Source organism: Chitinophaga sp. MM2321 (assembly GCF_964033635.1).
In the GTDB taxonomy this organism is placed as follows: Bacteria; Bacteroidota; Bacteroidia; order Chitinophagales; family Chitinophagaceae; genus Chitinophaga.
This window is the reverse complement of sequence record NZ_OZ035533.1, coordinates 478,712-504,630: the sequence shown is the minus strand read 5'-3', so window position 1 is coordinate 504,630 and position 25,919 is coordinate 478,712. Positions and strand designations below refer to the sequence as shown.

19 protein-coding genes are annotated in these 25,919 nt (G+C 47.5%); 10 read left to right on the top strand and 9 right to left on the bottom strand.

Annotated features, from left to right (window positions below):
* The first annotated feature begins 12 nt into the window (after positions 1–12).
* The 5 genes from ABQ275_RS01945 to ABQ275_RS01925 all read left to right on the top strand — a co-directional run bounded on the left by ABQ275_RS01945 (position 13) and on the right by ABQ275_RS01925 (position 6,041).
* A complete protein-coding gene (locus tag ABQ275_RS01945; protein ID WP_349316582.1) occupies positions 13–1,320 on the top strand; it encodes an ABC transporter substrate-binding protein in 1,308 nt (435 codons plus the stop codon).
* Between the two features lie 75 nt (positions 1,321–1,395).
* On the top strand, positions 1,396–2,409 hold the full coding sequence (locus ABQ275_RS01940; protein WP_349316581.1) for a ligase-associated DNA damage response exonuclease: 1,014 nt from the start codon (positions 1,396–1,398) through the stop codon (positions 2,407–2,409).
* 5 nt (positions 2,410–2,414) lie between these two features.
* Positions 2,415–4,028, top strand: a complete 1,614-nt coding sequence (locus ABQ275_RS01935; protein ID WP_349316580.1) for an ATP-dependent DNA ligase — start codon at positions 2,415–2,417, stop codon at positions 4,026–4,028.
* Positions 4,029–4,187: 159 nt separating this feature from the next.
* Positions 4,188–4,682: an Lrp/AsnC family transcriptional regulator gene (locus ABQ275_RS01930; RefSeq protein ID WP_349316579.1), complete on the top strand. Its 495-nt coding sequence runs from the start codon at positions 4,188–4,190 to the stop codon at positions 4,680–4,682.
* A 327-nt stretch (positions 4,683–5,009) separates the two neighbouring features.
* Positions 5,010–6,041, top strand: a complete 1,032-nt coding sequence (locus ABQ275_RS01925; protein WP_349316578.1) for an LD-carboxypeptidase — start codon at positions 5,010–5,012, stop codon at positions 6,039–6,041.
* Here ABQ275_RS01925 and ABQ275_RS01920 read toward each other — a convergent pair whose 3' ends face one another.
* The gene (locus ABQ275_RS01920) at positions 6,042–7,364 is read right to left on the bottom strand and encodes an NCS2 family permease (protein ID WP_349316577.1); all 1,323 of its coding nucleotides are present in this window, start codon (positions 7,362–7,364) and stop codon (positions 6,042–6,044) included.
* Positions 7,365–7,409: 45 nt separating this feature from the next.
* Between ABQ275_RS01920 and ABQ275_RS01915 the strand changes: the two genes are divergently transcribed.
* Together ABQ275_RS01915 and pdeM are read left to right on the top strand one after the other, a co-directional pair.
* Positions 7,410–9,875, top strand: a complete 2,466-nt coding sequence (locus ABQ275_RS01915; protein WP_349316576.1) for a ligase-associated DNA damage response DEXH box helicase — start codon at positions 7,410–7,412, stop codon at positions 9,873–9,875.
* 43 nt (positions 9,876–9,918) lie between these two features.
* On the top strand, positions 9,919–10,563 hold the full coding sequence (gene pdeM, locus ABQ275_RS01910) for a ligase-associated DNA damage response endonuclease PdeM (protein WP_349316575.1): 645 nt from the start codon (positions 9,919–9,921) through the stop codon (positions 10,561–10,563).
* Between the two features lie 73 nt (positions 10,564–10,636).
* Here pdeM and ABQ275_RS01905 read toward each other — a convergent pair whose 3' ends face one another.
* Positions 10,637–11,287 (bottom strand): ABC transporter ATP-binding protein, encoded by a 651-nt coding sequence (locus ABQ275_RS01905; RefSeq protein WP_349316574.1) that lies wholly within the window; start codon positions 11,285–11,287, stop codon positions 10,637–10,639.
* A 101-nt stretch (positions 11,288–11,388) separates the two neighbouring features.
* Here ABQ275_RS01905 and ABQ275_RS01900 point away from each other — a divergent pair, with 101 nt between their 5' ends.
* The gene (locus ABQ275_RS01900; RefSeq protein WP_012794455.1) at positions 11,389–11,610 is read left to right on the top strand and encodes a DUF2795 domain-containing protein; all 222 of its coding nucleotides are present in this window, start codon (positions 11,389–11,391) and stop codon (positions 11,608–11,610) included.
* Between the two features lie 193 nt (positions 11,611–11,803).
* On the opposite strand, the gene ABQ275_RS01895 is transcribed toward ABQ275_RS01900, so the two are convergent.
* From ABQ275_RS01895 to ABQ275_RS01875, 5 genes are all read right to left on the bottom strand, one after another.
* The gene (locus ABQ275_RS01895) at positions 11,804–12,616 is read right to left on the bottom strand and encodes an SDR family oxidoreductase (RefSeq protein ID WP_349316573.1); all 813 of its coding nucleotides are present in this window, start codon (positions 12,614–12,616) and stop codon (positions 11,804–11,806) included.
* Between the two features lie 126 nt (positions 12,617–12,742).
* Entirely contained in the window at positions 12,743–14,392 is a 1,650-nt protein-coding gene (gene recN, locus ABQ275_RS01890; RefSeq protein WP_349316572.1) for a DNA repair protein RecN, read from the bottom strand.
* 32 nt (positions 14,393–14,424) lie between these two features.
* Positions 14,425–15,912, bottom strand: a complete 1,488-nt coding sequence (locus ABQ275_RS01885; protein WP_349316571.1) for a tetratricopeptide repeat protein — start codon at positions 15,910–15,912, stop codon at positions 14,425–14,427.
* Positions 15,913–16,198: 286 nt separating this feature from the next.
* Positions 16,199–16,906, bottom strand: coding sequence for a C4-type zinc ribbon domain-containing protein (locus ABQ275_RS01880; protein WP_349316570.1), 708 nt, complete (start codon positions 16,904–16,906; stop codon positions 16,199–16,201).
* A 48-nt stretch (positions 16,907–16,954) separates the two neighbouring features.
* Positions 16,955–18,049 carry a Nif3-like dinuclear metal center hexameric protein gene (locus ABQ275_RS01875; RefSeq protein WP_349316569.1) on the bottom strand — a complete coding sequence of 365 codons (1,095 nt, stop codon included), beginning with the start codon at positions 18,047–18,049 and terminating at the stop codon, positions 16,955–16,957.
* Between the two features lie 58 nt (positions 18,050–18,107).
* Here ABQ275_RS01875 and ABQ275_RS01870 point away from each other — a divergent pair, with 58 nt between their 5' ends.
* Positions 18,108–19,610, top strand: a complete 1,503-nt coding sequence (locus ABQ275_RS01870; protein ID WP_349316568.1) for a carboxypeptidase M32 — start codon at positions 18,108–18,110, stop codon at positions 19,608–19,610.
* Between the two features lie 102 nt (positions 19,611–19,712).
* Here ABQ275_RS01870 and ABQ275_RS01865 read toward each other — a convergent pair whose 3' ends face one another.
* Together ABQ275_RS01865 and ABQ275_RS01860 are read right to left on the bottom strand one after the other, a co-directional pair.
* Positions 19,713–20,408: a rhodanese-like domain-containing protein gene (locus tag ABQ275_RS01865; protein ID WP_349316567.1), complete on the bottom strand. Its 696-nt coding sequence runs from the start codon at positions 20,406–20,408 to the stop codon at positions 19,713–19,715.
* 6 nt (positions 20,409–20,414) lie between these two features.
* Positions 20,415–20,996 carry a methyltransferase domain-containing protein gene (locus ABQ275_RS01860; protein ID WP_349316566.1) on the bottom strand — a complete coding sequence of 194 codons (582 nt, stop codon included), beginning with the start codon at positions 20,994–20,996 and terminating at the stop codon, positions 20,415–20,417.
* Positions 20,997–21,146: 150 nt separating this feature from the next.
* Here ABQ275_RS01860 and ABQ275_RS01855 point away from each other — a divergent pair, with 150 nt between their 5' ends.
* The gene (locus tag ABQ275_RS01855) at positions 21,147–25,913 is read left to right on the top strand and encodes a PKD domain-containing protein (RefSeq protein ID WP_349316565.1); all 4,767 of its coding nucleotides are present in this window, start codon (positions 21,147–21,149) and stop codon (positions 25,911–25,913) included.
* Positions 25,914–25,919 lie beyond the last annotated feature (6 nt).

Sequence of the window (25,919 nt, the reverse complement as noted above, 5' to 3'; positions counted from 1 at the left end):
TTAGCGCAAGTTATGAGCCACTTAGTTTCAATAAAGTATCTGTTTGCGGGGATAGCTATAGCTGTAGTGATCAGTGCCTGTTCATCATCCAAGAAGTCAGCCGGTCGTGTAGATGGTCCTCCGCCCGCTCTCAGCAAACCTAAGCCGGAAAAGAAACCGGAAGACAAGAAAGAAGCTGCTAAAGCACCCTTCAATGTGCCGGCATTCGGAAAAGAAGTAAAGAAATCTACCTACAATATTGCACTCCTGGCACCATTGTACCTCGATTCCGTATTCGCCAACTCTTCAGATATTCCCGGCCGCACCATGCCCCGGTATGTACTACCCGGACTTGAATTTTATGAAGGCGCACAACTGGCACTGGACACCCTGCAACAACAGGGCTACAACCTGAAAGTAACCGTTTACGACAGCAAAGCCAGGCAAAATGTAAGTACCCTGATCCATAATAAAACACTGGAAGGTACCGACCTCATCATCGGCGCTGTCAGCAATCCGGAACTGAAAGAACTCAGCGATTTTGCAAAAGAGAAAGAAATAAATTTTGTATCGGCTACTTTTCCAAATGATGCCGGCATCAACGACAACCCTTTCCTCTTTATCTCCAACAGTACGCTGAAAACACATTGCGAAGCCCTGCAACAATATGTACAGGAAGCATTCGCCACCAAAAATATTGTTCTCTTCCGCAGGAATACCGCCTTTGAAAGCCGCCTGGCAGCGGATTTCAAAACATCCTACGACAAGATGGAGAGCGACAAAAAATCAAGAATCAGGGAAGTGGTGTGGAACGATGCTACCACCCCGGAAGAAATTTCAAAATACCTGCTCACCGACCGTCCAAACGTGATCATCATCACTGCACTCGATGAAACCGGCGCCAAAAGCCTGCTGCGTAAACTCAGCATCTCTGCGGTTACCTATCCGTTACAGATCTTCGGTATGCCTACCTGGGATATATTCAAACTGAAAGATCCCGAGTTTAAAGGCTTACAGGTGTATTATTCATCTCCCTATTTCAATGATAAAACAGATGTATACAGCCGTTACGTAAATGATTACTTCCGCAAAACCTATAGAGCACGCCCGTCTGACATGGCTTTTAAAGGCTTTGATCTGACCTACTACTTTACCCGGTTACTGCAAACAAACGGTGTATATTTCAACGGTGAAGTGAGTGCATCTCCCAAAGTGATCACCAACTTCAACTTCCAGCCGGTATACTTGAAAGAAGGAGAACAAACACCCTCCTACTTTGAAAACAAAAACATCTTCATCATTCAAAAAGGTGATAGCGTAGATATAAAAATGAACAGATAATTTATACTGCATCAACTAACTGATCGTGCCGTGGCGTTTGCTATGGCACGATTTTTTTTTGCGTAAATTCATTTTATGAGTGTGCTACAATTTACCGATAACGGCATTTATTGTGCAGCCGGCGATTTCTATATAGATCCCTGGAAACCAGTACAGCGCGCTGTTATCACGCACGCACACTCAGATCATGCCCGATGGGGAAGCCGGCACTACCTCTGTGAAAAAAGCGGAGTCCCTATACTTCAATTAAGATTAGGCAATGATATACAGGTGCAGGGCGCCGCTTACGGAGAAACGATCTATTTCAATGGCGTAAAAGTATCCCTGCATCCTGCAGGTCATATCATCGGTTCCGCCCAGGTAAGCGTGGAGCAAGCCGGCGAAGTGTGGGTAGCCAGCGGTGATTATAAACTGGAAAATGATGGTTTATCCACCCCCTTTGAACCGGTACGCTGCCATACTTTTATTACCGAATCAACGTTTGGATTGCCCATCTACCGCTGGGAACCCCAACAACAACTGGCAGACAACATCGCCCGTTGGATCGCCGCCAATCAGCAGGCCGGCAAAGCCAGTGTATTGCTGGCTTACAGCCTGGGTAAAGCACAACGGCTTATCTATCTGCTGAAAGATAAAGTAGATCACTTTCTCGCACATGGCGCCATCTTCACCGTGCATGAAGTTTTACGTAAACAGGGATATCCATTACCCACCATTGAAAGGATTACGCCTGATACGCCCAAAGCAGCTTTTAAAAATGCCGTGATCATTGCCCCGCCATCTGCTGCCGACTCCATATGGATGCGTAAATTTTTGCCTTATGCGTTGGGTATCTGCAGTGGCTGGATGCAGGTGCGTGGAAACATGCGCAGGCGCAATGCGGACGCCGGCTTCGCATTATCTGATCATGCCGACTGGCCCGGTTTATTACAGGCAGTGGCAGCTACCGGCGCACAACAGGTATATGCCACACATGGCTTCAGCAGCGTGTTTGCGCGGTATCTCAATGAAACAGGAACTGCCGCAAAAGAAGTAACAACCGCATACGGAGAAGGAGAAGAAGAAAACATTATTAACACTGAACCTTAAAGCCCGTGCAGCAATTCGCCCAACTGGTCAGGCTGTTAAGTAACAGCACTAAAACCACGGAGAAACTCGAAGCTCTCAGCCAATACTTTGCCACCGCACCGGCGAAAGATAAAACCTGGGTGCTGGCATTATTTTCAGGACGACGACCAAAGCGCACGGTCAATAGCACTCAGCTGAAGAATTGGTGTATCCAAGCCACCGGTTTACAGGAATGGTTATTTGAAGAATGCTATCATACTGTAGGAGATCTGGCAGAAACCATTTCCCTCCTATTACCTCCACCACATGAGCCGGTGGCGGCTCCGCTTCACTATTGGCTGGAACAACTGCAACGCCTGGAAAAAACAGATGAAGCCACCAAACAACAATTCATCCTGCAATCATGGAATACACTCAGCGATAGTGAACGGTTTGTATTCAACAAACTTATCACGGGCGGTTTTCGTATAGGCGTGTCACAAAAAATGATGGTGAATGCGCTGGCGAAAACATATAATATTCCTGCTGCCACCCTCTCCCATATGATCAGTGGTTCCTGGGACCCCGGAAAGGTTACCATCGAAGAACTGCTGCATCAAAGCACTACCGGCGCTGATGCTTCCCGCCCCTATCCTTTTTATCTCGCGTATCCCCTGGAAGGCGCGCCTGCATTGCTTGGCGCCATCACCGACTGGCAGGCGGAATGGAAATGGGATGGAATCCGCGGACAAATCATCAAGCGCGAAGGACAACTGTTTGTATGGTCGCGCGGGGAAGAACTGATCACAGATAAATTCCCTGAATTTACTCCGCTGCTCGCAGCACTGCCGGATGGTACCGTTATCGATGGAGAAATCCTCACATTTGCCAACGGCCTCCCACTACCTTTTCAAACACTACAGACACGCATTGGCAGAAAAAATGTTACACGCAAACAACTGCTTGAAGCCCCCGTTATATTCCTGGGTTACGACCTACTGGAATGGGAAGGCGCTGATATCAGGGAACAACCGCTGATAGTACGCAGGGCGTTGCTGGAGCAACTGGTGGTCACTGTTCAACAGCCAACATTGCAGCTGTCGCCGGAAATAATTTTCGACTCATGGGAGCAGCTGACCGCACTCCGTTTACAATCCCGCGAAAAGGTCAGTGAAGGACTGATGCTGAAGCAACGCAATGCCACCTACCAGGTAGGACGCAAACGCGGTAGCTGGTGGAAATGGAAAGTAGATCCGTATACAATTGACGCCGTTATGCTGTATGCGCAGAAAGGACATGGCCGTCGTGCTGATCTCTATACTGATTATACCTTTGCGGTGCGTGATGGCGACTTACTGGTGCCCTTTACAAAGGCCTACTCCGGGCTTACAGACAAAGAAATTGCGGAAGTGGATAATTGGATTAAACGTCATTCCCTGGAGAAATTCGGCCCTGTAAGGACCGTAGAACCCGTGCTTGTATTTGAAATCGCATTTGAAGGCATCGCTGCCTCCAACCGCCACAAATCAGGTGTAGCCTTACGTTTCCCACGGATCAACCGCTGGCGGAAAGATAAACCGGTAACAGAGATCAATACCCTGGAAGATCTGAAGATCCTGTTACAGTTAAGCAGCAACCTGGGAGAAAAGCCCGCGCAATAGCCTGACAAATAAGTGCAATCGCCGCAAAAGATATTTCTCACTACATTTTACTACCAAAGCCTATAAATAAAGAATATTTCTTGTCTAAATTTAATATTTTTGGAAAATACAACTATCAATTATCTCTCTAAAAGATATTATTTCTAAAGATATAGTGAAATGATACAGAAAAAAGAAAATACGGCGGATGTGCAATTGTCGCTCGATGAAAAAGATATGGGCATTCTGAAGCTGTTGCAAAAAGATGCCAAGATGACCATCCGTGATATAGCCGGCCAATTGAATCTCAGTACGACCCCTGTATACGAGCGTATCCGCAAAATGGAACAGGCCGGGGTAATCAAACAATACGCTGCCATCGTAGATCCACGGAAAATAAATAAAGGACTCACAGTACTGTGCTATATAACGTTGAAAGAACACAATAAAAAATGTGGTAAAAAGTTTATCCAGGAAATCATCTCTTTTACAGAGGTAACAGAATGCCTGAACATCTCCGGTGAATTTGATTTTATGATTAAGGTACAGGTAAAAGACATGGATGAATACCGAGAATTTTATGTCAATAAACTGGGTGAATTGGATAACCTGAGCCATACACAAAGCATCTTTGTTATCTCTGTCATCAAAGCCACCCACCAGGTTGTGTACTAGTACACAGCACATTTTATACAATACTTCGTGTTCTCAACTTATCACCGACGTTAAAGAAATTTTAAAAAAGCTTTCTAAGGATTTCCTTAACATTTACCCACCTATTTTTACACCAGCAACGTATTACTACGGTAACCTATAAACGTATTTTTCAAAGCACAATTATCACAGCATGGGAAATGCTATTTGTATGGCTGCTAACAGAAAACAGCCGGCCTTCATCCATTCATCCCCACTACAGTCCATCAGGGAATAAATTCCCTGGTGGGCTGATAATTTTACTTTGATCCCATAGCGCGTTTGCCAAATAATGCTTACTTTAATTGCATGAACCGCAAGCATTTCCTGTCATCCATACTTACTGCGGGCGCAGGTTTACCCGCCCTGCAAAGTCTTGCTGCTATAGGCGCTGCTGCTGCACCGGCAGCTAAAGAACCTTTGGTACCACCCTATCTCAGACCCGGCGATACCATCGGTATTACCTGTCCCGCCGGATATATAAAGAGAGATGAAATTCAGGCGGCCATCCGTATCATGGAACGCTGGGGGTTTAATATTCGTATAGGCAAAACCGTAGGCGCCCGTGATTACAGCTTCGGCGGCACCGATACAGAAAGATGGCAGGACATGCAGGCCATGCTGGATGACAATAACATCAAAGCCATTATGTGTGGCCGTGGTGGCTATGGTACAGCAAGGATCATCGACAAACTCGATTTCTCAAAATTCAGGAATAAACCCAAATGGGTGATCGGTTTCAGCGATGCAACCGTATTGCATTGCCACATCAGCAGGCACTTTGGCATCGCCTCCCTGCATTCAAAAATGTGCAACAGTTTCCCGGATGATTTCAACAAATCAGAACCAATCGTGCAGGATACGATCATGTCTATCTACCAGGCACTCACCGGTAAAAAGATGCAGTACAGCGCCGCACCCGATCCCAACAACCGCAAAGGCACTGCCCGCGGCGTACTCACAGGCGGTAATCTTTCTATCATCCAGAGTATGTCTGCTACAGATTCAGAAATAGATACCAACGGCAAAATATTATTTCTCGAAGAAGTGGGCGAATACCTGTATAGCCTGGATCGTATGTTGGGCACCTTACAACGTTCCCATAAACTGGACAACCTCGCAGGCCTCATCATTGGCGGGTTTAACAGGATCAAGCCCGATGATCCGGGTGAAGAATTTGGCAAATCGGTGTACGATCTCGTACTGGAAAAAGTGAAAGACTTCCGGTATCCTGTATGCTTTAATTTTCCGGTAGGGCATCAGAAAAATAACTACGCCCTCAAATGCGGTATGATGCACACGTTGAGCGTAGATGATAATAACGTCTCTTTAAAAGAATAATTATTTTACCAGGAATGTAACGATAAATAATCCTGCCAATACATACATCACAGGACTGATCGTTTTGTACTGTCCTGTTAATACTTTCAGGAGTACGTAGGACAACATCCCAAATACAATCCCTTCTGCAATGCTGTAAGTGTACGGCATCATTACAATGGCGAGGAAAGCCGGTATGGCTTCCGTCACATCATTGAAATCTATTTTGGTAACAGCCCCCATCATCAACATACCGACTATGATCAAAGCCGGTGCGGTAGCCGCTTGGGGGATCATGGCAAATACCGGTGCAAAGAATAATGCCAGTAAGAACATGATGGCAACTGTCAGAGAGGTGAGCCCTGTTTTACCACCGGCGGCAATGCCACTCGCACTTTCCACGTAGGCAGTCACTACGCTGGTGCCCAGCAAACCCGCAGCGGTAGTGCCTACCGCATCAGCCATAAGCGCCTGCTTGGCACGTGGCAAACACCCGTTTGCATCCAGTAATCCCGCCTTGTTACATAAGCCGATCAAAGTACCAACGGTATCAAACAGGTTTACCATCAACAGGGTGAATAAGATCACCACCATATCCAGCGTAAAGATCCGGTTGAATTCCAGCTTGAAAGCTATCGGCGCCAGGGAAGGCGGCAAACTGATAAGATGTCCTGCCGGCAGATGCGTGATACCCATAGGAATACCGATCAATGTAGCTGCCAGAATGCCTATCAGCAAAGCTGCATTTACTTTCCGGTACATCAATACGGCGCTTACAATCAATCCTGTTAAAGCAATCATGGGGCCCATGCTGGTAATGTCGCCCATTTTCAGGATCACACCATCCAGCCTGCCATCGCCCACATGGTGCATACCCGTTTCTATAATGCCTGCATTGGCCATCCCAATCAGTGCGATCAGCAATCCTATGCCCACAGAGATGGCATGCTTCAGGTTTTCAGGAATACTATTAATGATCGCTTCCCGGATCCGGAAAAGTGATAGGAATATAAAGATGATCCCTTCCAGGAAAACCGCCGTGAGTGCAAATTGCCAGCTATATCCCATAGATGCAACAATGGTATAGGCAAAGAAAGCATTCAATCCCATGCCCGGCGCTACCCCTATCGGGAGCTTCGCATACAGCGCCATCACCAGCGTACCAATAGCGGCTGCCAATGCAGTGGCGGTGATCAGCGCATTAAAATCCATTCCTGTCCGGGATAATATACTGGGGTTTACCGCCAGGATATAAGCCATCGTAGAGAAGGTGGTCAAACCTGCCAATACCTCTTTCTTAACGGTGGTATTATGCGCTGAAAGCTGAAAGAATTTTGCGAGCATGCCACAAAAATAAACGATTCAGCATTTTGTCCTAATTTCAATACTATGCAACAACGCTCTCAGGGCTGGAAAGTGGTTATCAAATGGCTGGCTGACAAAGAACAAAAGCCTTTCAAATTCCAGGAAGATGCCTGGAAGGCTTATCTGCAGGGACAATCAGGACTCGTGAATGCACCCACCGGCTTCGGCAAAACGTTCTCTCTTTTCCTGGGTGCGGTGATTGCATGGATCGACGCCCACCCAAAAGACTATCACCATAAAACAAAAAACGGCTTACAATTACTGTGGATCACGCCGCTGCGTGCGCTGGCAAAAGACCTGGGAAGGGCAATGGAAGCCGTTTTACAGGAGCTGGATATCGCCTGGCAGGTAGGCATCCGTAGCGGGGATACGCCGGTAGCTACCCGAGCGCAACAAAAAAAGCAGATGCCGGAAGTACTGATCATCACCCCGGAAAGCCTGCACCTGCTGCTGGCACAGAAAGAATATCCCACTGTATTCAAACACCTGCACACCGTAGTCGTAGATGAATGGCATGAGCTGATAGGCAGCAAACGCGGCGTGATGACCGAACTGGGACTGAGCCGTCTCAAAGGATTAACGCTGCAGGCAGGCAGACCGCCATTAAAAATATGGGGGATTTCTGCTACCATCGGCAACCTCGACGAAGCCCTGGAAGTGTTGCTGGGCCCCTCTCACAATAACGGTATTATCATCCGTTCAAAACTAAAAAAGAACATCGTTCTTAAAAGCGTGATTCCGCATGAAATGGAAAACTATCCATGGGCCGGGCATCTCGGCACTAAAATGTTGCCGCAGGCATTGCCTATCATCGAGGCTAGTCAGACCACGCTCATCTTTACCAATACACGCTCCCAGTCTGAAATATGGTACCAGTCGCTCCTGCGGGAAGACCCCATGCTGGCTGGCGTACTGGCTTTACACCATGGCTCCATCGATATGGAGCTGCGGATCTGGGTGGAAGAAGCATTGCATAACGGCATTCTCAAAGCGGTGGTGTGTACGGCCAGCCTGGATCTGGGCGTGGATTTCAGGCCGGTAGATAATGTGATCCAGGTGGGCAGCCCCAAAGGAGTGGCGCGTTTTCTTCAACGGGCAGGGCGCAGCGGTCATCAGCCCGGCGCCGTCAGCAGGATCTTTTTCCTGCCTACGCATGCGCTGGAGCTGGTAGAAGCAGCCGCCCTGAAAGCAGCAATGGAAGAGGACCTTGTAGAAAGCCGCATGCCGGTTTTGCTTGCTTACGATGTGTTGTTGCAATACCTGATGTCACTCGCCGTATCTGATGGTTTTCATGCACCGCAGATCTGGGAAGAAGTACGCCATACCTTTTGCTACCAGGCTATTACAGCAGACGACTGGCAATGGATACTCTCCTTTTTAACAACCGGCGGCGATGCACTGGCCGTCTACGATGAGTTTAAAAAGCTGGAACGCGAAGGTGACTTTTATATTTGCAGAAGCCGCATGCTGGCCATGCGCCACCGTTTGCATATAGGCACCATCGTTAGTGATGCCATGCTCAAAGTAAAATTCATGACAGGTGGTTACATCGGTGTGATCGAAGAAAGCTTCATCTCCCGCCTGCAACCCGGCGACAGCTTCACACTCGCCGGCCGTAACCTGGAATTTGTGCTGATCAAAGACATGACGGTACTGGTACGGAAGTCCAACGCCAAACGTACCATTGTACCCAGTTACCAGGGAGGCCGCATTCCGCTGTCATCCAACCTGGGTAGAATGTTGCGGCAGAAATTCAATGAGGCGCTGTCCGGGGTAACAACTGATCCGGAGCTGATTGCGTTACAGCCCTTATTCAACCGGCAGAAAGAGCTCTCGCATATTCCAAAAGATGATGAACTGCTGATAGAAGAAATACAGACAAAAGACGGCTTCCATCTTTTCGTATATCCGTTCGAAGGCAGGCTGGTACACGAAGTAATGGCGGCGCTGCTGGCCTACCGGATCAGCCGTATACAGCCCATCACCTTCTCTATTGCGATGAATGATTATGGTTTTGAATTGTTGTCTGATCAGCCGATTCCCGTTACCGACGACAATGTGCAGGCATTGTTCTCTACAGATAACCTGCTGCTGGAATTACAGACCAGTGTCAACGCCACGGAAATGGCCCGCCGCAAATTCCGCGACATTGCGGTGATTGCAGGGCTGATCTTCCAGGGCTATCCCGGCAAACACAAGGCCAACAGGCACTTGCAGTCGTCATCATCACTGTTGTTCAATGTATTCAAAGATTATGATCCGCAAAACCTGTTACTGAAACAGGCGTTCAACGAAGCCTTCTTTTACCAGATGGAAGAAGCCCGGCTTCGTGAAACCCTGGAGCGGATCGGACAAAGTAAAATTGTAATCACATCTCCCAAAAAACTTACGCCTTTCTGTTTCCCTATCAAAGTAGACAGCCTGCGGGATACCATGACCAGCGAAAAGCTGGAAGACCGGATTAAAAAATTGATTGCGGTCAACGGCTAAGAATTAATAATTTGCAGCTCAATTAAAAACAGTAGATGTAGTGGTGGCGGAAATATTTCATTTTCAGGAGCAGCATTGGCATTTGTTGCCCGAGCGGGCAATTTTCTGGGAAGAAGAAAAAGCATTGATCCTTTCAGATCTGCATCTGGGAAAGGCTGCTCATTTCCGCAAAGCCGGCATTGCTGTACCAGCGGGTATTGTACAGGAAGATCTTTTCCGGCTGCAACAGCTGATTACCCGCTTCCTGCCAGCCAGGATCATTATTGTAGGCGATATGTTTCACAGCAGGGAGAACAACGAAGTGCAGTATTTCAGGCTGTGGCGCGGACAATTCCCGCACATCCGGATAGACCTCGTAAAAGGCAACCATGATATTATGCCGGAAGATGTGTATGGGGAGATCGGAATAAACACCCATGCCACCCTTACTGTAAAGGGCATCCACTTCATTCATGAGCCTTGCGGGGAAGATAACGGGTATCGATATACGTTTTCCGGGCACCTGCACCCCGGCATTATCATGGAAGGGGTTGCCAGGCAAAGGCTTCGGCTACCCTGCTTTTATTTTGGCCGGCATTGCGGCATTTTACCCGCTTTCGGGCACTTTACCGGCCTGGCCACACTTCACCCCTCCCCCCAGGAGCCGGTGTTTGTAATCGCCGGGAAATCGATTATACGCGCACAATGAATTTTTTTGATTTTATCAACAAATCATATCTCCGCTGCATTTCAAATTCCTAAATACGTAAATCAAAAAATCCCTAAATAATCTTCCCGTCTTTCATCAGGAGTTGCCGGTCGCTGAGCGGGGCCAGTTCTTCGTTATGGGTAACGATGATAAAGGTTTGCTGAAATTTGTCGCGCAGTTCCAGGAACAGGTTATGCAGTTCCCGGGCGTTGCGGGAGTCCAGGTTACCGGTTGGTTCGTCTGCCATCACTACATCGGGATTATTGATCAGGGCGCGGGCCACGGCTACACGCTGCTGCTCTCCGCCGGAGAGGGCATTGGGTTTATGCTCCATCCGGTCCTGCAGGCCGAGCGTTTCCAGCAGGAAGATGGCTTTTTCCTTTACATCCTTTTTTTTGGTACCGGCAATATAACCGGGGATACTGATATTTTCGAGTGCGGAAAATTCCGGTAACAGGTGATGGAACTGGAAAATGAAGCCAATATGACGGTTCCTGAAATCGGCGAGGGTATTACCCTTTAAACCGGTCAGATTGACATCATTCAGCCAAACTTCGCCCGTAGTGGGCATATCCAGGGTTCCGAGTATATGCAACAAGGTGCTTTTGCCGGCGCCTGACGATCCAACGATGGTGACAATTTCCCCTTTACTGACAGTAATGTCGACCCCCTTTAAAATAGGTAAGTTGGAATAATTTTTGGTAACATTGCGAGCGGTTAGCATAACCCAAAGAAAAGTAATTAACCGATAAAAATAGTAAAAGTTGTTTATTTCAAATTAAATAATACTTTTGCGGAAAATTAAAAAGTAAAAATTTTAATAAGATGTACTGGACATTAGAATTAGCTTCATACCTGGAGGACGCTCCATGGCCAGCTACGAAAGATGAACTCATTGATTACGCTATTCGTTCCGGTGCACCGATCGAAGTAATCGAGAACTTACAGGAGCTGGAAGACGAGGGAGAAATTTATGAGGGGATTGAAGATATCTGGTCTGATTATCCGTCTCAGGACGACTTCTTCTTCAACGAAGACGAATATTAGCCCGATTGCAGGCTGCCTGCCATCCCAGGCATCCTATGCCTGATAAAAAAATTAAGCCGTTACCAACAACTGGTAACGGCCTTTTTATTTAGTCATTTAATTATTTAGAGATGTAGCTATTTTGTTTCAAAGGATGATATACCACTGAAACAAAATAGCTACATCTCTAAATAATTAAATGACTAAATGGTTATTATTTGTCCATCTGATCAATCACTGGCTTGGATACGCCGGTAAATGAGAAGCCGCCATCATGGAACAGGTTCTGCATGGTCACCATTTTGGTGAGGTCAGAGAACATGGCCACGGCGTAGTTGGCACATTCATCGGTAGTAGCATTGCCTAATGGGCTCATCTTGTCTGCATAAGCCATAAAGCCGTCAAAACCTTTCACACCACCACCAGCAGTAGTTTTTACCGGAGACTGAGAGATCGTGTTTACACGTACTTTCTTGTGGGTACCATAGTGGTAGCCGAAGCTGCGGGCAATAGATTCCAGCAGTGCTTTGGCATCCGCCATTTCGCCGTAGTCAGGGAATACCCTCTGTGAGGCAATGTATGACAGCGCAATTACAGACGCCCACTCGTTCAGCGCATCCAGCTTGTAAGCTGTTTGCAATACCCGGTGCAGCGACATTGCGGAGATATCGAATGTTTTATGATTGAAATCGTAATCCAGGTCGGTATAGCTTCTGCCTTTACGGATATTCATACCCATTGCCACGGAATGCAGTACAAAGTCCACTTTGCCACCAAAATGTTCCATGGATTTGTTGAACAGGTTAGCCAGATCATCCATATTGGTAACATCCGCCGGAATAACCGGTGCCTTACACGTTTCAGCAAGTTTGTTGATCTCACCCATACGCAGGGCAATAGGAGCATTGGTAAGCACAATTTCAGCGCCTTCTTCCACACAACGCAGTGCAGTTCTCCAAGCTATAGACTTTTCGTCCAGTGCGCCAAAGATGATACCTTTCTTCCCTTTTAATAAGTTATGAGCCATGTGGTCAAAATTAATTTCGGCAAAAATAGTCGTTATAGTTGAAAAAAAAAGTTATTAAGTAGGGCTTTTGGCCCTGCCCACTGGTAAGATACACTAAAGGATGGCTAAAAGCCACTATTAATCGTCTTATCTGACCATTTCCCGGGCGTTTTCCAGGGCAGCGGCGGTAGGCTTCTCCCCACTCAGCATCTGCGCTATTTTGTCGATCCGCTCTTCCTGCGACAACAAACGTACGCTGGTAGTTACTTTATCTGCCTTGGCATCTTTATATACAAAGTAGTGCGCATCCGCTTTCCCCGCTATCTGCGGCTGATGAGTGATACAGATGATCTGGTGCGCTTTGGCCAGATCTTTCAGGATAATTCCTACCTGCCGGGCCGCTTCACCGGAAATACCGGTATCTATCTCATCAAAGATCAGCGTAGGAAGGGCTACCGACTTTGCCACCAGCGATTTGATGCACAACATCAGCCGGCTCAATTCCCCGCCGGAAGCTACTTTCCCCACCGGTGCAAACTGGTTGCTCTTATTGGCATCAAACAGAAATTCGATGGTATCATGCCCGTAGGGGTTCAGTTCTCCCTCCGTAAGGGCTACTTTCAGCCTGGCATTTGGCATCCCTACCTGGGCCAGCAGGGTATTTACCTTTTTCTCAAAAGGCGCCGCCTGCGCCTGTCTTTCTGCGGAAATAACGATGGCTGCTTTCAGCAGGGTTTCGTGCAATTGCGCCTGTTCCTGTTCCAGCAATAAAAGTTGTTCATCAAGATTCAGCACATTGTCTACCCTGGCGGTCAGCTCCTCTTTTAAAGCCAGCAGTTCACCGCTCGTATGCAACCCATGCTTCTTTAAAAGGCGGTAACCCAGCGCCATCCGCTCATTAACGAGTTCTATGCGCACACCATCATATTGTACCTGGTCGTTAATATTTTCTACTTCTCCTGCAATGTCCTGTAGTTCGAGATAGGAAGATAATAACCGTGCTGCTACGCCCGGCACATCTTTATGGAAAGCGGATAACCCCTGCAGGGAAGATTGTAACTGTTTTATCTGTTGCAGGATGGGCTGCTCGTCTTCTTTCAGCTGGAAGAAAACACGGTTCAGCGTATTCTTTATTTCTTCGGCGTGGGTCAGGAGTTGCAGCTCACTGTCCAGGTCTTCAATTTCGTTGGGACCAAAGCCTGCTTCCGACAGTTCATCGAGCAGGAATTTATTGTAGTCAAGTTCTTTGTTGGCGTGGTCGCGGCTATCGTGCAGCTGTTTGTATTTCTTCTGTACCTGCGCATATTGCAGGTAAACCTGGTGATATTGCTGTAGTCCGGCTGGTTTGTTTACGAGGGCGTCTATTACTTCCCGCTGAAAATCGGCGTTGCCCAGGTCCAGTGTATCAAACTGCTGGTGGAGGTCAACCAGGTGGCTGCTTAGCTCCGACAGCTGGGAAATATTTACAGGCGTATCATTTACAAAGGCCCTCGATTTACCGGCAGCACTGATTTCGCGGCGAATGATCAGTTGATCTTCCAGGTCCAGCTCATGACGCTGGAAGAAGGCGGCTACCTGTGACTTTTTCACTTTGAAGATGCCTTCTATAACGCATTTACGGGTTTTATCAAATAGTACGCCCGGGTCTGCCCGCTCTCCCAGGATAAGGGAGAGTGCGCCCAACAGGATAGATTTACCGGCACCTGTTTCCCCGGTGATTACATTAAGGTTGCCTGAGAAATCAATTTCCAGGTTTTCAATAATGGCGTAATTCTTAATGATGAGTCGCTGTAACATAAGTCAGGAAATAACTTTTAAAGAATTCCTTGTCAGGTTCCGTTCACACGCTGTATACCTGCTTTAGCCCGCTGGTCCAGGGAATTTTTATAATCGTGGCCTTTCATGTTCAGACATTGCTGATAACATTGAATGGCTTTACTCTTTTCATGCCGCTTTTCGTAAATATAACCCATTTGAAGGGATGCCCTGGCCGCATAATATTCCGGCCTGTTAGCGCCTACTTTGATGGTGATGTCATACATAGCGATTGCTTTATCGTCCTGCCCTAGTTCATCATAGATACGGCCCAGGCGGTAAGCGTATTCTAGCTTTTCTTCCATTGAATGGAAATCGGCCGCCTTTTTTGTCAACAGCAACTTCAGGGCTTCATTCAGGTAGCCGCCATCACTCAGCAAACGTACCCGCAGTAAAAACGGGTCCGGCCATTTACCGCCTTCCGCCTCTTTCAGGGCCTGTTTGTCTGCATCCGTTTCTGTGCCGCCACGGGTCAGGATCATCGCCCGGTACTTGTTAGCCGCCGCCTGATTCCCTTCCAGGTAATAGAACCAGCTTAACCGCTGCAAACATTCTTTTACATAGAACTTACCTTTGAAATTGTTGATAAACCTTTCCAGGTACACATGTGCATCAGGGTCCAGTCTTGTCAGTTTCAACAGTCCCATTACATAGTTGTAATACTGGATGTCCGCATACTCCGCGCTATCGTCCCGTTCCTGCAATACTTTCAGTCCTATAGCCGCTTTCTGGTTATTGAGCGAGAGGTTTGCCACCATCAATGCAAAAAGATAATTATTCTTTGTATCCAGCTGCTTACGTTGTAAAAACTCCCAGGTATCTTCCGGTTTGTTGACAATAAAGAGCATCAGGTAACAATAGTAGTAATAGGATTCTTCCCGGAACAATCTCGCTTCCGGCGCATTGCTCTCGATAAAGGCATTCACATTTTCCATCCCCTGTTTGATACTTCCTTTCATACCCAGGATGTTGGTAATCCATTTGTATCCGTCGGGGATTGTACCAAATACCGTCTGCATGGCACCCAGCAACAGTTTATTCGGAACGAAGTCCGGAAACCTGCGCTGGTTCTCTTTCAGGGTGATATAAGCTTTTCTTATTTCCCAGGTGGCATCCCATTTTTCATTGAACTTTATTTTTACCATCGCCCACTGGAACTTGATGGCGGCCTGTGTGTAGAGATAATAGGGGGAATCGGGAGAACCTTCTGCCATCTTATTCAGCCGGAACAACCGCATGCTTCTTTTGCGGGAATATTCCGCCGGATCTTCATTAAAGAAGAGTGGAAAAAAATCAGCGTAATTATCCAAAAAATAAGGAACCAGGTTATCCGGGTTCTCTTTCTTTTCTGTTTCCAACAACGCTTTCCCTGCGTTTAGCCGTAGTTGCATAATAGCTTCATAGGCTTGTTCACAGCGATTGTTAAAATCATATACTTTCTGTTGTGCATTACCTGTCAACCCTACACTCAGTAAAAGAACGATAGAAAAAATAATACGCATAAGGGCAAAATTCCTGAAATAAAGGCCAAATCTCACATAACCAATTCACAAATCCCAATAAACAATCACATTTTTAAAGTTGCAATGCCCATCCAAATTCCTGCCACAAATTAAAGGAACTACTACGCATACTACCTGCGCAAGGGTGTTGGCGGCAAAGCTAATATAATTAGTAAAACAAAACTAAATAAATTAGTATATTTTTATATTACGGGGAGGCATACACGAAAAAAGGACATCCGCAGATGTCCTTTTCCCAATCTTTTTATTAGCTGACCAATCCGGATCAGATAGTAATCGTTGCTTCGAGATCGTTATCCACGAGGATACGGCCACAATGTTCGCAAACGATGATTTTCTTGTGCTGACGGATTTCCGCCTGACGCTGAGGAGGGATTGCATTGTAGCAACCACCGCAGGAGTCGCGTTCAACAGTTACTACAGCCAGACCGTTACGATAGTTCTTGCGGATCTTTTCGTAAGCAGACAGTAAACGGGGGTCTACTTTGGTACGGGCATCTTCACTTTCCTTGCGGAACGCTTTCTCTTCCTTATCAGTTTCGCCAACGATTTTTTCCAGTTCGCCTTTCTTGTGCTTCAGATTCGTTTCTTTGTCAGCAACTGCCTTCTTAGCCACTTCCAGCGTACGGGATTTTTCTTTTACTTCTTCGTTAGCGTCCTTGATATGCTTTTCAGCCAGTTTGATTTCAAGTGCCTGCATTTCCATTTCCTTGGTAATGGCTTCAAACTCGCGGTTGTTCTTCACATTGTCCTGCTGCTTCTCGTACTTCTTTATCAACGCTTCCGCGTCTTTAATAGCAGCTTTCTTGCTGGCAACAAAGTCCTGGATACCCTTGATTTCATTCTCGATATGTGACTGACGGGTATTCAACCCTTCGATCTCATCTTCCAGGTCCTTTACTTCCATCGGCAACTCCCCTTTCAGCACCTGGATCCCATCCAGTTTGGAATCAATCTTCTGTAACTTGAGCACAGACGCTAATTTTTCCTCAACGGAGTATTCTTTTACGGTAGCCATGTATTATAAATAATTTACCGGGTTTGTTTTAATCGTAGATTTAAGAGGCGCAAAATTACGGAATTTTTCAGTCAATATATGATAAAATAATTCCACTGTAAACTGCTCGCTCTCAAAATGTCCGATATCTGCAATAACTAATTGATTCTCAGCATCAAAAAATTCATGATATTTAAAATCCGATGATATGTAGACGTCTGCTCCGGCACTGATTGCCCTTTTTAACAGGAAACTGCCCGAACCGCCACATAACGCCACTTTTTTAACCTCCTTACCCCGCAAAGGCGTATACTTCACACAACCTGCCCCGAACTGCTGCTTCACATAATGCAGGAAATCCATCTCATCCATTGCCTGGGGTAAGTTACCCACCAGCCCTGAACCTACCTGCTGGTAAGCGTTATCCAGACTTACCACATCATAGGCCACCTCCTCATAAGGATGACTATTCAGTAATGCCTGAATAATCCGGGATTCCAAATATACCGGAAAAATTACTTCCAACTTGATTTCTGTCTCAAAATGTCTTTCCCCCGGCGTACCTACGTAAGGATCTGCGCCTTGTTCGCCTTTGAAAGTGCCCTGCCCTGTTGCATTAAAGCTGCATTCGCTATATTTCCCGATTTCCCCGGCGCCGGCAGCAAACAAGGCCGCACGCACCATCTCAATATCTGCCAGCGGCACAAAAGTGAATAACTTCTTCAGCAACCCGGTCTTCGGCTGTAATACCCTGCATGACTCCAATCCCAGCCGTGACGCCATCTGCGCACAAACGCCATTGCGTACATTGTCAAGGTTGGTATGCGCTGCATATACCGCCACCTCATGCCGGATCGCCTTAATAGCCACCCGCTCCACATAAGTGTTCCCGGTAATTTTTTTAAGCCCCCCGAAAACAATCGGGTGATGCGCCACCACCAGGTTACATCCCCTGGCAATCGCCTCGTCTATCACTTCTTCGGTGGCATCCAGGGTCAGGAGAACATTGGTCACCTCACGGCCGGCATCTCCGAAAATAAGCCCCGCATTATCATAACTCTCCTGGTATTGCAAAGGCGCAAACTGTTCAAGCGCCTGTATGACCTCTTTTATTTTCATATCCAAAGAAATTAATGGTTCATTCCCGTCATCTGCTAAATTTGCAAAAAACAATGTTATGCCAGGAAACAAATCTACAGCAGAACTATATGACGAATACAAATTAAAGATGCAAAAAATTGCGGACGTAAGAAATACGATGGCAGTTTTAGGCTGGGACCAGGAAACATACCTGCCCGAAAAAGGCGCCGGTTTCAGAGGACAACAACTCACCACCCTCAGCAGCATTGCGCATGAACTGTTTACGGCGCCCGAACTGGGCGATATCCTCCGGGAACTGCAAACCCGCAACGAACTGGATGCTGTACAACAAAAAAATATCTCCCTGTCTACAGAAGATTATGAAAAGAATAAAAAATATCCGGCAGCCTTTGTAGCCGAAATGTCCCGTGCCACCAACGAATCCTATCATGCCTGGATCAAAGCCCGCAAAGCCAACGACTACAGCATCTTTGCACCGGCACTGTCTAAAATGATTGAACTGAAAAAAGAGGAAACGGCCATCCTGGGATATGAAGGTCACCCCTACAATGCCCTGCTCAATGAATATGAAAAAGGCGCCAATACCGGCATGCTAGACACCATCTTCAACGATGTAAAACAGGCGTTATCTCCTTTGCTGGCGCAGATAGAAAAGCAACCCGCTGCTAAAAAGGACTTCCTCCTCCAACACTATAACCGCGATAAACAATGGCAACTCGGCATAGACCTCCTCAAAGCAATGGGCTATGACCTCAAAGCCGGCCGCCAGGATATTTCAGAACATCCTTTCACCACCAGCTTCAACCCGCTGGATGTAAGGGTTACTACCCGCATCGACGAAAATGACTTCGGCAACATGACCTGGAGCTGCATCCACGAAGGCGGACACGCCCTCTACGAACAGGGACTCCCCACTGAACAATACGGCCTTCCCTGCGGAGAAGCCACCAGCCTCGGCATCCACGAGTCACAATCCAGGTTGTGGGAAAATAATGTAGGCCGCAGCCGCTCTTTCTGGCAGCACCACTACCCGCAACTGCAACAGCTGTTCCCCGAAAACCTCGGCGCTGTAAGTCTTGCAAACTTCTACAAAGCTATCAATCACGTACAGCCATCACTGATCCGTACGGAAGCCGACGAGCTTACCTATCATTTTCATATCATGATCCGCTACGAAATTGAAAAAGGATTAATGGACGGCAGCATCGCGGCCAAAGACCTGAAACACACCTGGAATGAATACTACCGTCAATACCTGCACGTAACCGTGCCTGATGATGTACAGGGCGTACTACAGGACATTCACTGGTCACACGGCAGCTTTGGCTATTTCCCCACCTATTCCCTGGGCAGCTTTTATGCCGCACAGCTTTTCAGCGCCGCACAACAACAGGTACCCGGTCTTGATGCCAGTATCACCACCGGCGACTACCACCCGCTGCTGGAATGGTTGCGCACAAACATTCATCCCTTCGGCAGATTTTATACTTCCAATGAATTGTGTAAAAAGGTAACCGGAAAAGAATTGCAGTTCGGATACTTTCTGGATTATGCGAAAAACAAATTCCAAAACATGTAGGGATTTTTTGATTTACGAATGTAGGAGTTTGAAATACGGGGGAGATGATCAATTAGATTTCCGCTGCATTTCAAATTCCTACATTCGTAAATCAAAAAATCCCTAAATGTTTTCTACAGCTTTTTCCAACGCTTCCCGCTCCACTACACCCTTGTGGCGCCATACTTCTTTTCCGTTTTTGTAAAGGATGAGTGTGGGCAATGCTTTTGCATCAATAGCTTTCATGACGTCTGTATCATTACCACCATCAACGTTTACGCGGGTGATGTTTTTATGTGCCTGCAGGAATTTTTTCAGGGTGGGTTCCAGCTGTTTGCAGGGAGGACACCAGGCGGCGCCTACGTCTGTGAGTACTAATCCTTTTGCGGCTACTGCTTTATTGTAGGCCGCTATGGTCATTTGCGCTTTTTTGTCTGCAACGCCTGCCAGTGGTTTGCCGGCCTGCTTCCAGGCGTTGATGCCTCCTTCCAGTTCTACCACATCGGAGAAACCGTTTTCACGCATCCATTTGGCGGCGGCGGCGCTGCGACCACCACTCAGACAATAAACATATACCGGCTTTTGTTTGTCGAGATATTGAACCCTTTCATAAAATTCATCCTTTTTGGTGTAGTCTGCCTGCAATGCATCGGGCAGGTGGCCGGTATTAAATTCGCCGGCAGTGCGTACATCAAATACCTGTACCCCTGGTTGCCGGATATCTTTTGCAAATGCTTCCGCATCTTCCGATGGCTGCTGTTGTGCCATCAATGTACTGCCGGTAAATAGCAGCAGTACGGCTAATAAGAGTCTATACATGTTCGGTTATTTCGGTATAAAATTAAGAAACAACTCCTTTCCCTGCCTGGCAGGATGGGAATTGTAACAGGTTTCCAATGTTTTTATATGAAAGTACGGCGAAAATAATGCCCGGTATTCCTCCTCCGTAGCAGTAAATGGTGGGCCCGGCTGATCAAAACCGCGATCAAAGAAAACACCGGCAAGATGTCCGCCGGGTTTGATGAGAGACTGCATCTTCCGCACATAATCTTTTCTTAATAACGGATCCAGGGCACAGAAAAATGTTTGTTCCAATACCAGGTCATAGCTGCCGGTATGGGCAAAAAAATCTTCTTCCAATACCGTTACACCAGTACCCGTAAAAGATTGCTGTAACCGCTCCACCACTGATGGCGCAATGTCCAGCACTGTTACGTCGCTGAAACCCTCCTGATGAAGATACGATGCTTCATAGCTGTTACCACCACCGGGAATGAGTATACGAAGATGAGGGCCGGGTAATTGATCAATATATTCCTTTAACGGAAGCGATACGTATCCCATATCCCAGCCGGTGTTGCCGGTGAGATACCGCTCGTTCCAATATTGACTATCCAGTTTTTCCATAACTACATAATTTATATAATCACCATGCTAAGTTACGGCCATTCAACCACATAGATAAAAGGCCGTTATTTACAAACATAATTGTTATTTTTATACTTTGAATACACCTATGACCAAGGCCTTTAACAAAAAAAGGCCATACTATACCAGATGAAAAGCCTGCGAGATTATCCCTTGATTACCTGCAAATGCATGATCAGCTGCCTGCTGCTCATCTTTACCTGTTTCTTCTCCGCCTATGCGCAGCATGTTACGGTATCTGCTGATAAAACCAGTGGCTGCCCGCCCTTTTCTGTTGCCTTCACCGCCACAGCAGACAATGGCTATACCAGCTATAACTGGGACTTTGGCGTTGGCGCCAACGTAAGCAATACCTTGACGCCATCCAGAATTTTCCAGTCGCCGGGAGTGTACCCTGTTACGCTTACCATCATTTACCCCGGTAATGTAAAAATCGTCAGAAATGTTGCTATCACCGTTTATGAAAAGCCAGTTGCCGCCTTCACGACCAGTACTTCCAGCGGATGTACTCCTTACAATGCAACCTTTGCGGATAAATCCTTACCCGGTGATGGTGCAATACAAAGTATTATCTGGGATTTTGGCGATGGCGGAGGCGCTACCGGCGCCAATGCTACACATCAATTTACAAAAGCCGGCACCTATAATGTGATCAGTATTGTAACCAATACCCAGGGATGTAAAAGCAATAGCGATCCGTTGCCGGTTGCCATACAGGAAGCGCCCAAGCCTTCTTTTACAGCAGATAAAACACAAAGCTGTACGGCGCCGCTCACCGTTCAGTTTTTCAATACCACCGTTAATAACACCGCTGATCCTGTCACCTATCTTTGGGATTATGGTGATGGTACCACCGGTACGGGTGATACGCATACCTATACACAGGAAGGCAGGTATACCGTAACGCTGACCGGTACCACTACGGGTGGTTGCGCCGGTTCATTACCGAAAACTGACTACATCGTTATTCAAAAAATAAAACCGGCCTTTACCATCAGTACCCCCTGTGCAGGACAGGACATCATTTTTACAAACACCACACAACCCGCACCCACATCCGTGATCTGGGCCTTCCCCGACGGAAGCACGCAAAACGGCATAGATGCGATGAAGCAGTTCGCTGCCGGGGATTATACGATAAAAATGCAGGCATCGCTGGATGGCTGCATGGAGGAGATACAACAAACCATTCATGTAAACCCTTCTCCGAAAATCAACCCCGTGGCTGATCCGGCAAACGCCTGCGCCGTACCGTTTACCACCACTTTCAACGCACAGTCGCAGGATGCCTCCCAATGGACCTGGGATTTCGGCGATGGCGCCACTTCCACACTGGAAAATCCAGGGCATACCTATACTAACATTGGCGACTATACGATAAAATTAACTGCTACTAACGTTTACGGTTGTACGATAACAGAAAACAGGATCGATTATATCAGTATCAGGAATCCTCAACTCGACATCCTGCCTTCTTCCATTTCAGGATGCGTACCGCTGTCAGTCGATTTCAATACACAACTGAGTGTTACGGACCCTGTTACCAGCTACGAGTGGGATTTCGGGGATGGTACTATGGCCACCACCGCCACCCCACAACATATCTTTACCCGGGAGGGAGCTTTTACGGTTACACTGCGTATCAAAACTGCCAGTGGATGTATCGCTACAGCAACAACACTCATCCTGACGGGTATCAAACCGGTAGTGGATTTTGACGCCACGCCCAGGAAATCATGTGCGATAGATCCTGTTCAATTCACCAACATGTCCACACCCGCCGGAACTGCCTGGCTATGGATCTTTCCACAGGATAACAGTACCAGCACAGCTGAAAATCCGGATCACCAGTTTGGCGAGATCGGTAATCATGATGTAACACTGATCGTAGACAATAACGGCTGCCAGGTGCAGCTGACCAAACCCAATTTTATACAGATCCTGCCACCGGTCGCAAGATTCAATACTGCACCGGATTGTACAGATCCATACCACCGGAAATTTACAGATGGGTCCGACTTTGGCCCCGATCCCACACTCCCGAAAAGCTGGGAATGGGATTTTGGAGAACCCGGCGCTACCTCCACAGACCAACATCCGGATTATCAATATAAAACCACCGGCATTAAACAGGTAACGCTGACCATCGACAACGGCATCTGTAAATCAACCGTGACGCATTCCGTTAATATCATCGACGAAAAACCAGTCGTACATGCCAATAAAACCGCCATCTGTGCCAGCGAGCAGGTCAACATACAGCTGGACCCGCTGAACGCTGACAACATCAATGAGTATAACTGGGACTGGGGAGATAATACCATAGAATCATTCCCCGGATACACCTTTGACCCGTCAGCCGGGATCTCGCACTTCTACGGGCGTACCGGCTCATTTACGATCCAGCTGACCATCACGGACAAAAACGGCTGTACAATAGCAGCGCCGCCACTCACAGTTACCGTCAACGGTCCTGAGCCTGATTTCGATTTTTCAGGTAAACAATGTAAGGATGAAATCATCACATTCCACGACAAATCGACCGCCAATACAGGCAATCAGATCGTGGAATGGACCTGGGATTTCGGCGATGGCAGCACGCCGGCAACGTACACTACACAGCCACTGAACATACAGCACACCTATACTAACGCTAACGTATACAGGGTATCGCTGCGCGTTACCGACAAATTCGGCTGCGCGGTTACCGTCCCTCAGGATATCCGCTTTGAAAAGGTACAAGCCGACTTCATGATGCCAGCAAATATTGCCTGCCTGGATCTGCCTTTTACTTTTGTGGATCAGTCATCCGGCACCATTGTAAATTATGCCTGGGATTTTGGCGACAACACCACCGGTGCCGGTAACCAGCCTGTTAAAACATATACCGGTCCGGGTACCTACAATGTAAAGCTGGAAATCACCACTGCAGCTGGTTGTAAGGATGTAGTCACTAAGCCGAATGTCATCCGCGTGCCCGATCCAAAAGCAGCTTTCACGATCCCATCCAACCCGGATCTGTGTCCCCCGGTGAGTATATTATTTACCAATAACTCTACTGATTATGAAAGTGCCAACTGGGATTTTGGAGATAATGGTACTTCTACCAAGAATGATCCGGATGAACATATTTACGTCCGCCCCAAAACATACCAGGTAACCCTCACCGTTTATTCGGAAGGGGGATGTACGAATACTACGTCGTTACCATTCACCATCAAAGGACCGGATGGTACCATGAACGCCACGCCGACAGAAGGCTGCGTACCGCTACAGATAGGCATTTCAGCAAACGCCATAAAAACGACCCGGTATATGTGGGATTTTGACGATGGTGAAGTTACCACTACCACCACCCCTGCTTCGCCACAACATACCTACACCAAAGCGGGGATCTATTATCCGCGTGTATCGCTGATAGATGAAGAAGGATGCGCTGTTCCGGCGCTTGGCAATGATAAGATCATTGTGGATGAAGCACTGGCAGATTTTGTGATAGACAACCCGCAGGCTTGCGGTGGTGGCATAGTCACCTTTACGAATAATAGTAAAACGCTGACTAAAGATCAACTCGCACTCGATTACACCAGCAGCTGGAACTATGGACAGCCGGGCCTTCCAGGCAATACTGCTACGGACGCTAATGGATCATTCAACTATACACAGCCCGGAACATTTAGTGTAAACCTAGTGGTGACCAGCGCCTACGGATGCACCAATGATAAGACGCTGGAGCTTACAGTTCCGCCGCAACCGGAACCTGTGATTGCACCCATATTGCCATTGTGTGTATCCGGTAAGATACAACTCAGCGGCAGCGACAACAAAAACCTTCCAGGTACCAGGTGGCAGTGGAAAGTGGCTACCGGAGAGCAATTCGATATGCCCACGCCGCCTGAAATTGAAGTGCAGCAGGCAGGAACGATCCCCATGGAATTGACCATCACCAATGCAGATGGCTCCTGTCCGGGAGTGGCTACCACCAATATCCTCGTTCATCCGGCGCCGGCACTGGCCCCTTCTCCGCTGAATGCCAACATTTGCCGGGGCGCCACCTTGCAGTTACTCGCTAATACCACCTCCAATGTGACGGTTAACTGGACGGATTACAACATCTCTGATTTATCCAGCCAATCGCCACAGGTAAGCCCTGTTATCGATACGGTGTATAAGATCAGTGCTACTAACGAATACGGCTGTACGCAGGAAGGCGAAGTACGTGTCTCCGTTACGCAGCCTTTCCGTATCTATGCCCAGGATGCTGAAATATGCGCCGGCAAAAGCGTACAACTATTGGCAGGCGGTGCGCTGCGCTACCAGTGGATTCCGGCCCGTGGCCTGGATCATTCCGATGTCGCCGAACCGGTAGCTACCCCTGATGGTAATATCACCTACCAGGTAGTTGGGTACGATAACAAAGGCTGCTTTACAGATACCGCCATCGCTCGTGTTTACGTGCGTCCTGCGCCGGAAGTAAATGCAGGCCCGGATATGGTGATTCCTACCGGCTCCGTGATAACTCTACCGGCTAATGGCAGCGATGATATTATACAAATAGACTGGACGCCGCAAACCGGCCTCAGTTGCTTCAGTTGCCTTACACCCGTGACCACGCCAAGAGACAATATCACTTACCGCGTTACGGTAGCCAATCAATTTGGTTGTACGGGTTCAGATGAGGTACAAATCAAGGTAGTTTGCAATGAAGAAGGAGTGTTTATTCCCAACTCCTTCTCCCCTAACGGCGACGGGCAGAATGATATTTTCTATATCCGTGGCAGGGGAATGCAGACCGTTCGTGTTTTCAGGATCTTTAACCGTTGGGGGCAGCTGGTATTTGAGCGGGCAGGTTTCTCTGCAGAAAAATCCTTCCTTTGGTTGGGATGGCCGCTTTAAGGGCGC

Excerpts from the sequence above, each read along its gene's own strand:
- ABQ275_RS01945 (WP_349316582.1), top strand. The coding sequence starts at position 13 with ATGAGCCACTTAGTTTCAATAAAGTATCTGTTTGCGGGGATAGCTATA.
- ABQ275_RS01940 (WP_349316581.1), top strand. The coding sequence starts at position 1,396 with ATGAGTGTGCTACAATTTACCGATAACGGCATTTATTGTGCAGCCGGC.
- ABQ275_RS01930 (WP_349316579.1), top strand. The coding sequence starts at position 4,188 with ATGATACAGAAAAAAGAAAATACGGCGGATGTGCAATTGTCGCTCGAT.
- ABQ275_RS01925 (WP_349316578.1), top strand. The coding sequence starts at position 5,010 with ATGAACCGCAAGCATTTCCTGTCATCCATACTTACTGCGGGCGCAGGT.
- ABQ275_RS01920 (WP_349316577.1), bottom strand. The coding sequence starts at position 7,364 with ATGCTCGCAAAATTCTTTCAGCTTTCAGCGCATAATACCACCGTTAAG.
- ABQ275_RS01915 (WP_349316576.1), top strand. The coding sequence starts at position 7,410 with ATGCAACAACGCTCTCAGGGCTGGAAAGTGGTTATCAAATGGCTGGCT.
- ABQ275_RS01905 (WP_349316574.1), bottom strand. The coding sequence starts at position 11,287 with ATGCTAACCGCTCGCAATGTTACCAAAAATTATTCCAACTTACCTATT.
- ABQ275_RS01900 (WP_012794455.1), top strand. The coding sequence starts at position 11,389 with ATGTACTGGACATTAGAATTAGCTTCATACCTGGAGGACGCTCCATGG.
- ABQ275_RS01895 (WP_349316573.1), bottom strand. The coding sequence starts at position 12,616 with ATGGCTCATAACTTATTAAAAGGGAAGAAAGGTATCATCTTTGGCGCA.
- recN (WP_349316572.1), bottom strand. The coding sequence starts at position 14,392 with ATGTTACAGCGACTCATCATTAAGAATTACGCCATTATTGAAAACCTG.
- ABQ275_RS01885 (WP_349316571.1), bottom strand. The coding sequence starts at position 15,912 with ATGCGTATTATTTTTTCTATCGTTCTTTTACTGAGTGTAGGGTTGACA.
- ABQ275_RS01875 (WP_349316569.1), bottom strand. The coding sequence starts at position 18,049 with ATGAAAATAAAAGAGGTCATACAGGCGCTTGAACAGTTTGCGCCTTTG.
- ABQ275_RS01870 (WP_349316568.1), top strand. The coding sequence starts at position 18,108 with ATGCCAGGAAACAAATCTACAGCAGAACTATATGACGAATACAAATTA.
- ABQ275_RS01865 (WP_349316567.1), bottom strand. The coding sequence starts at position 20,408 with ATGTATAGACTCTTATTAGCCGTACTGCTGCTATTTACCGGCAGTACA.
- ABQ275_RS01860 (WP_349316566.1), bottom strand. The coding sequence starts at position 20,996 with ATGGAAAAACTGGATAGTCAATATTGGAACGAGCGGTATCTCACCGGC.
- ABQ275_RS01855 (WP_349316565.1), top strand. The coding sequence starts at position 21,147 with ATGAAAAGCCTGCGAGATTATCCCTTGATTACCTGCAAATGCATGATC.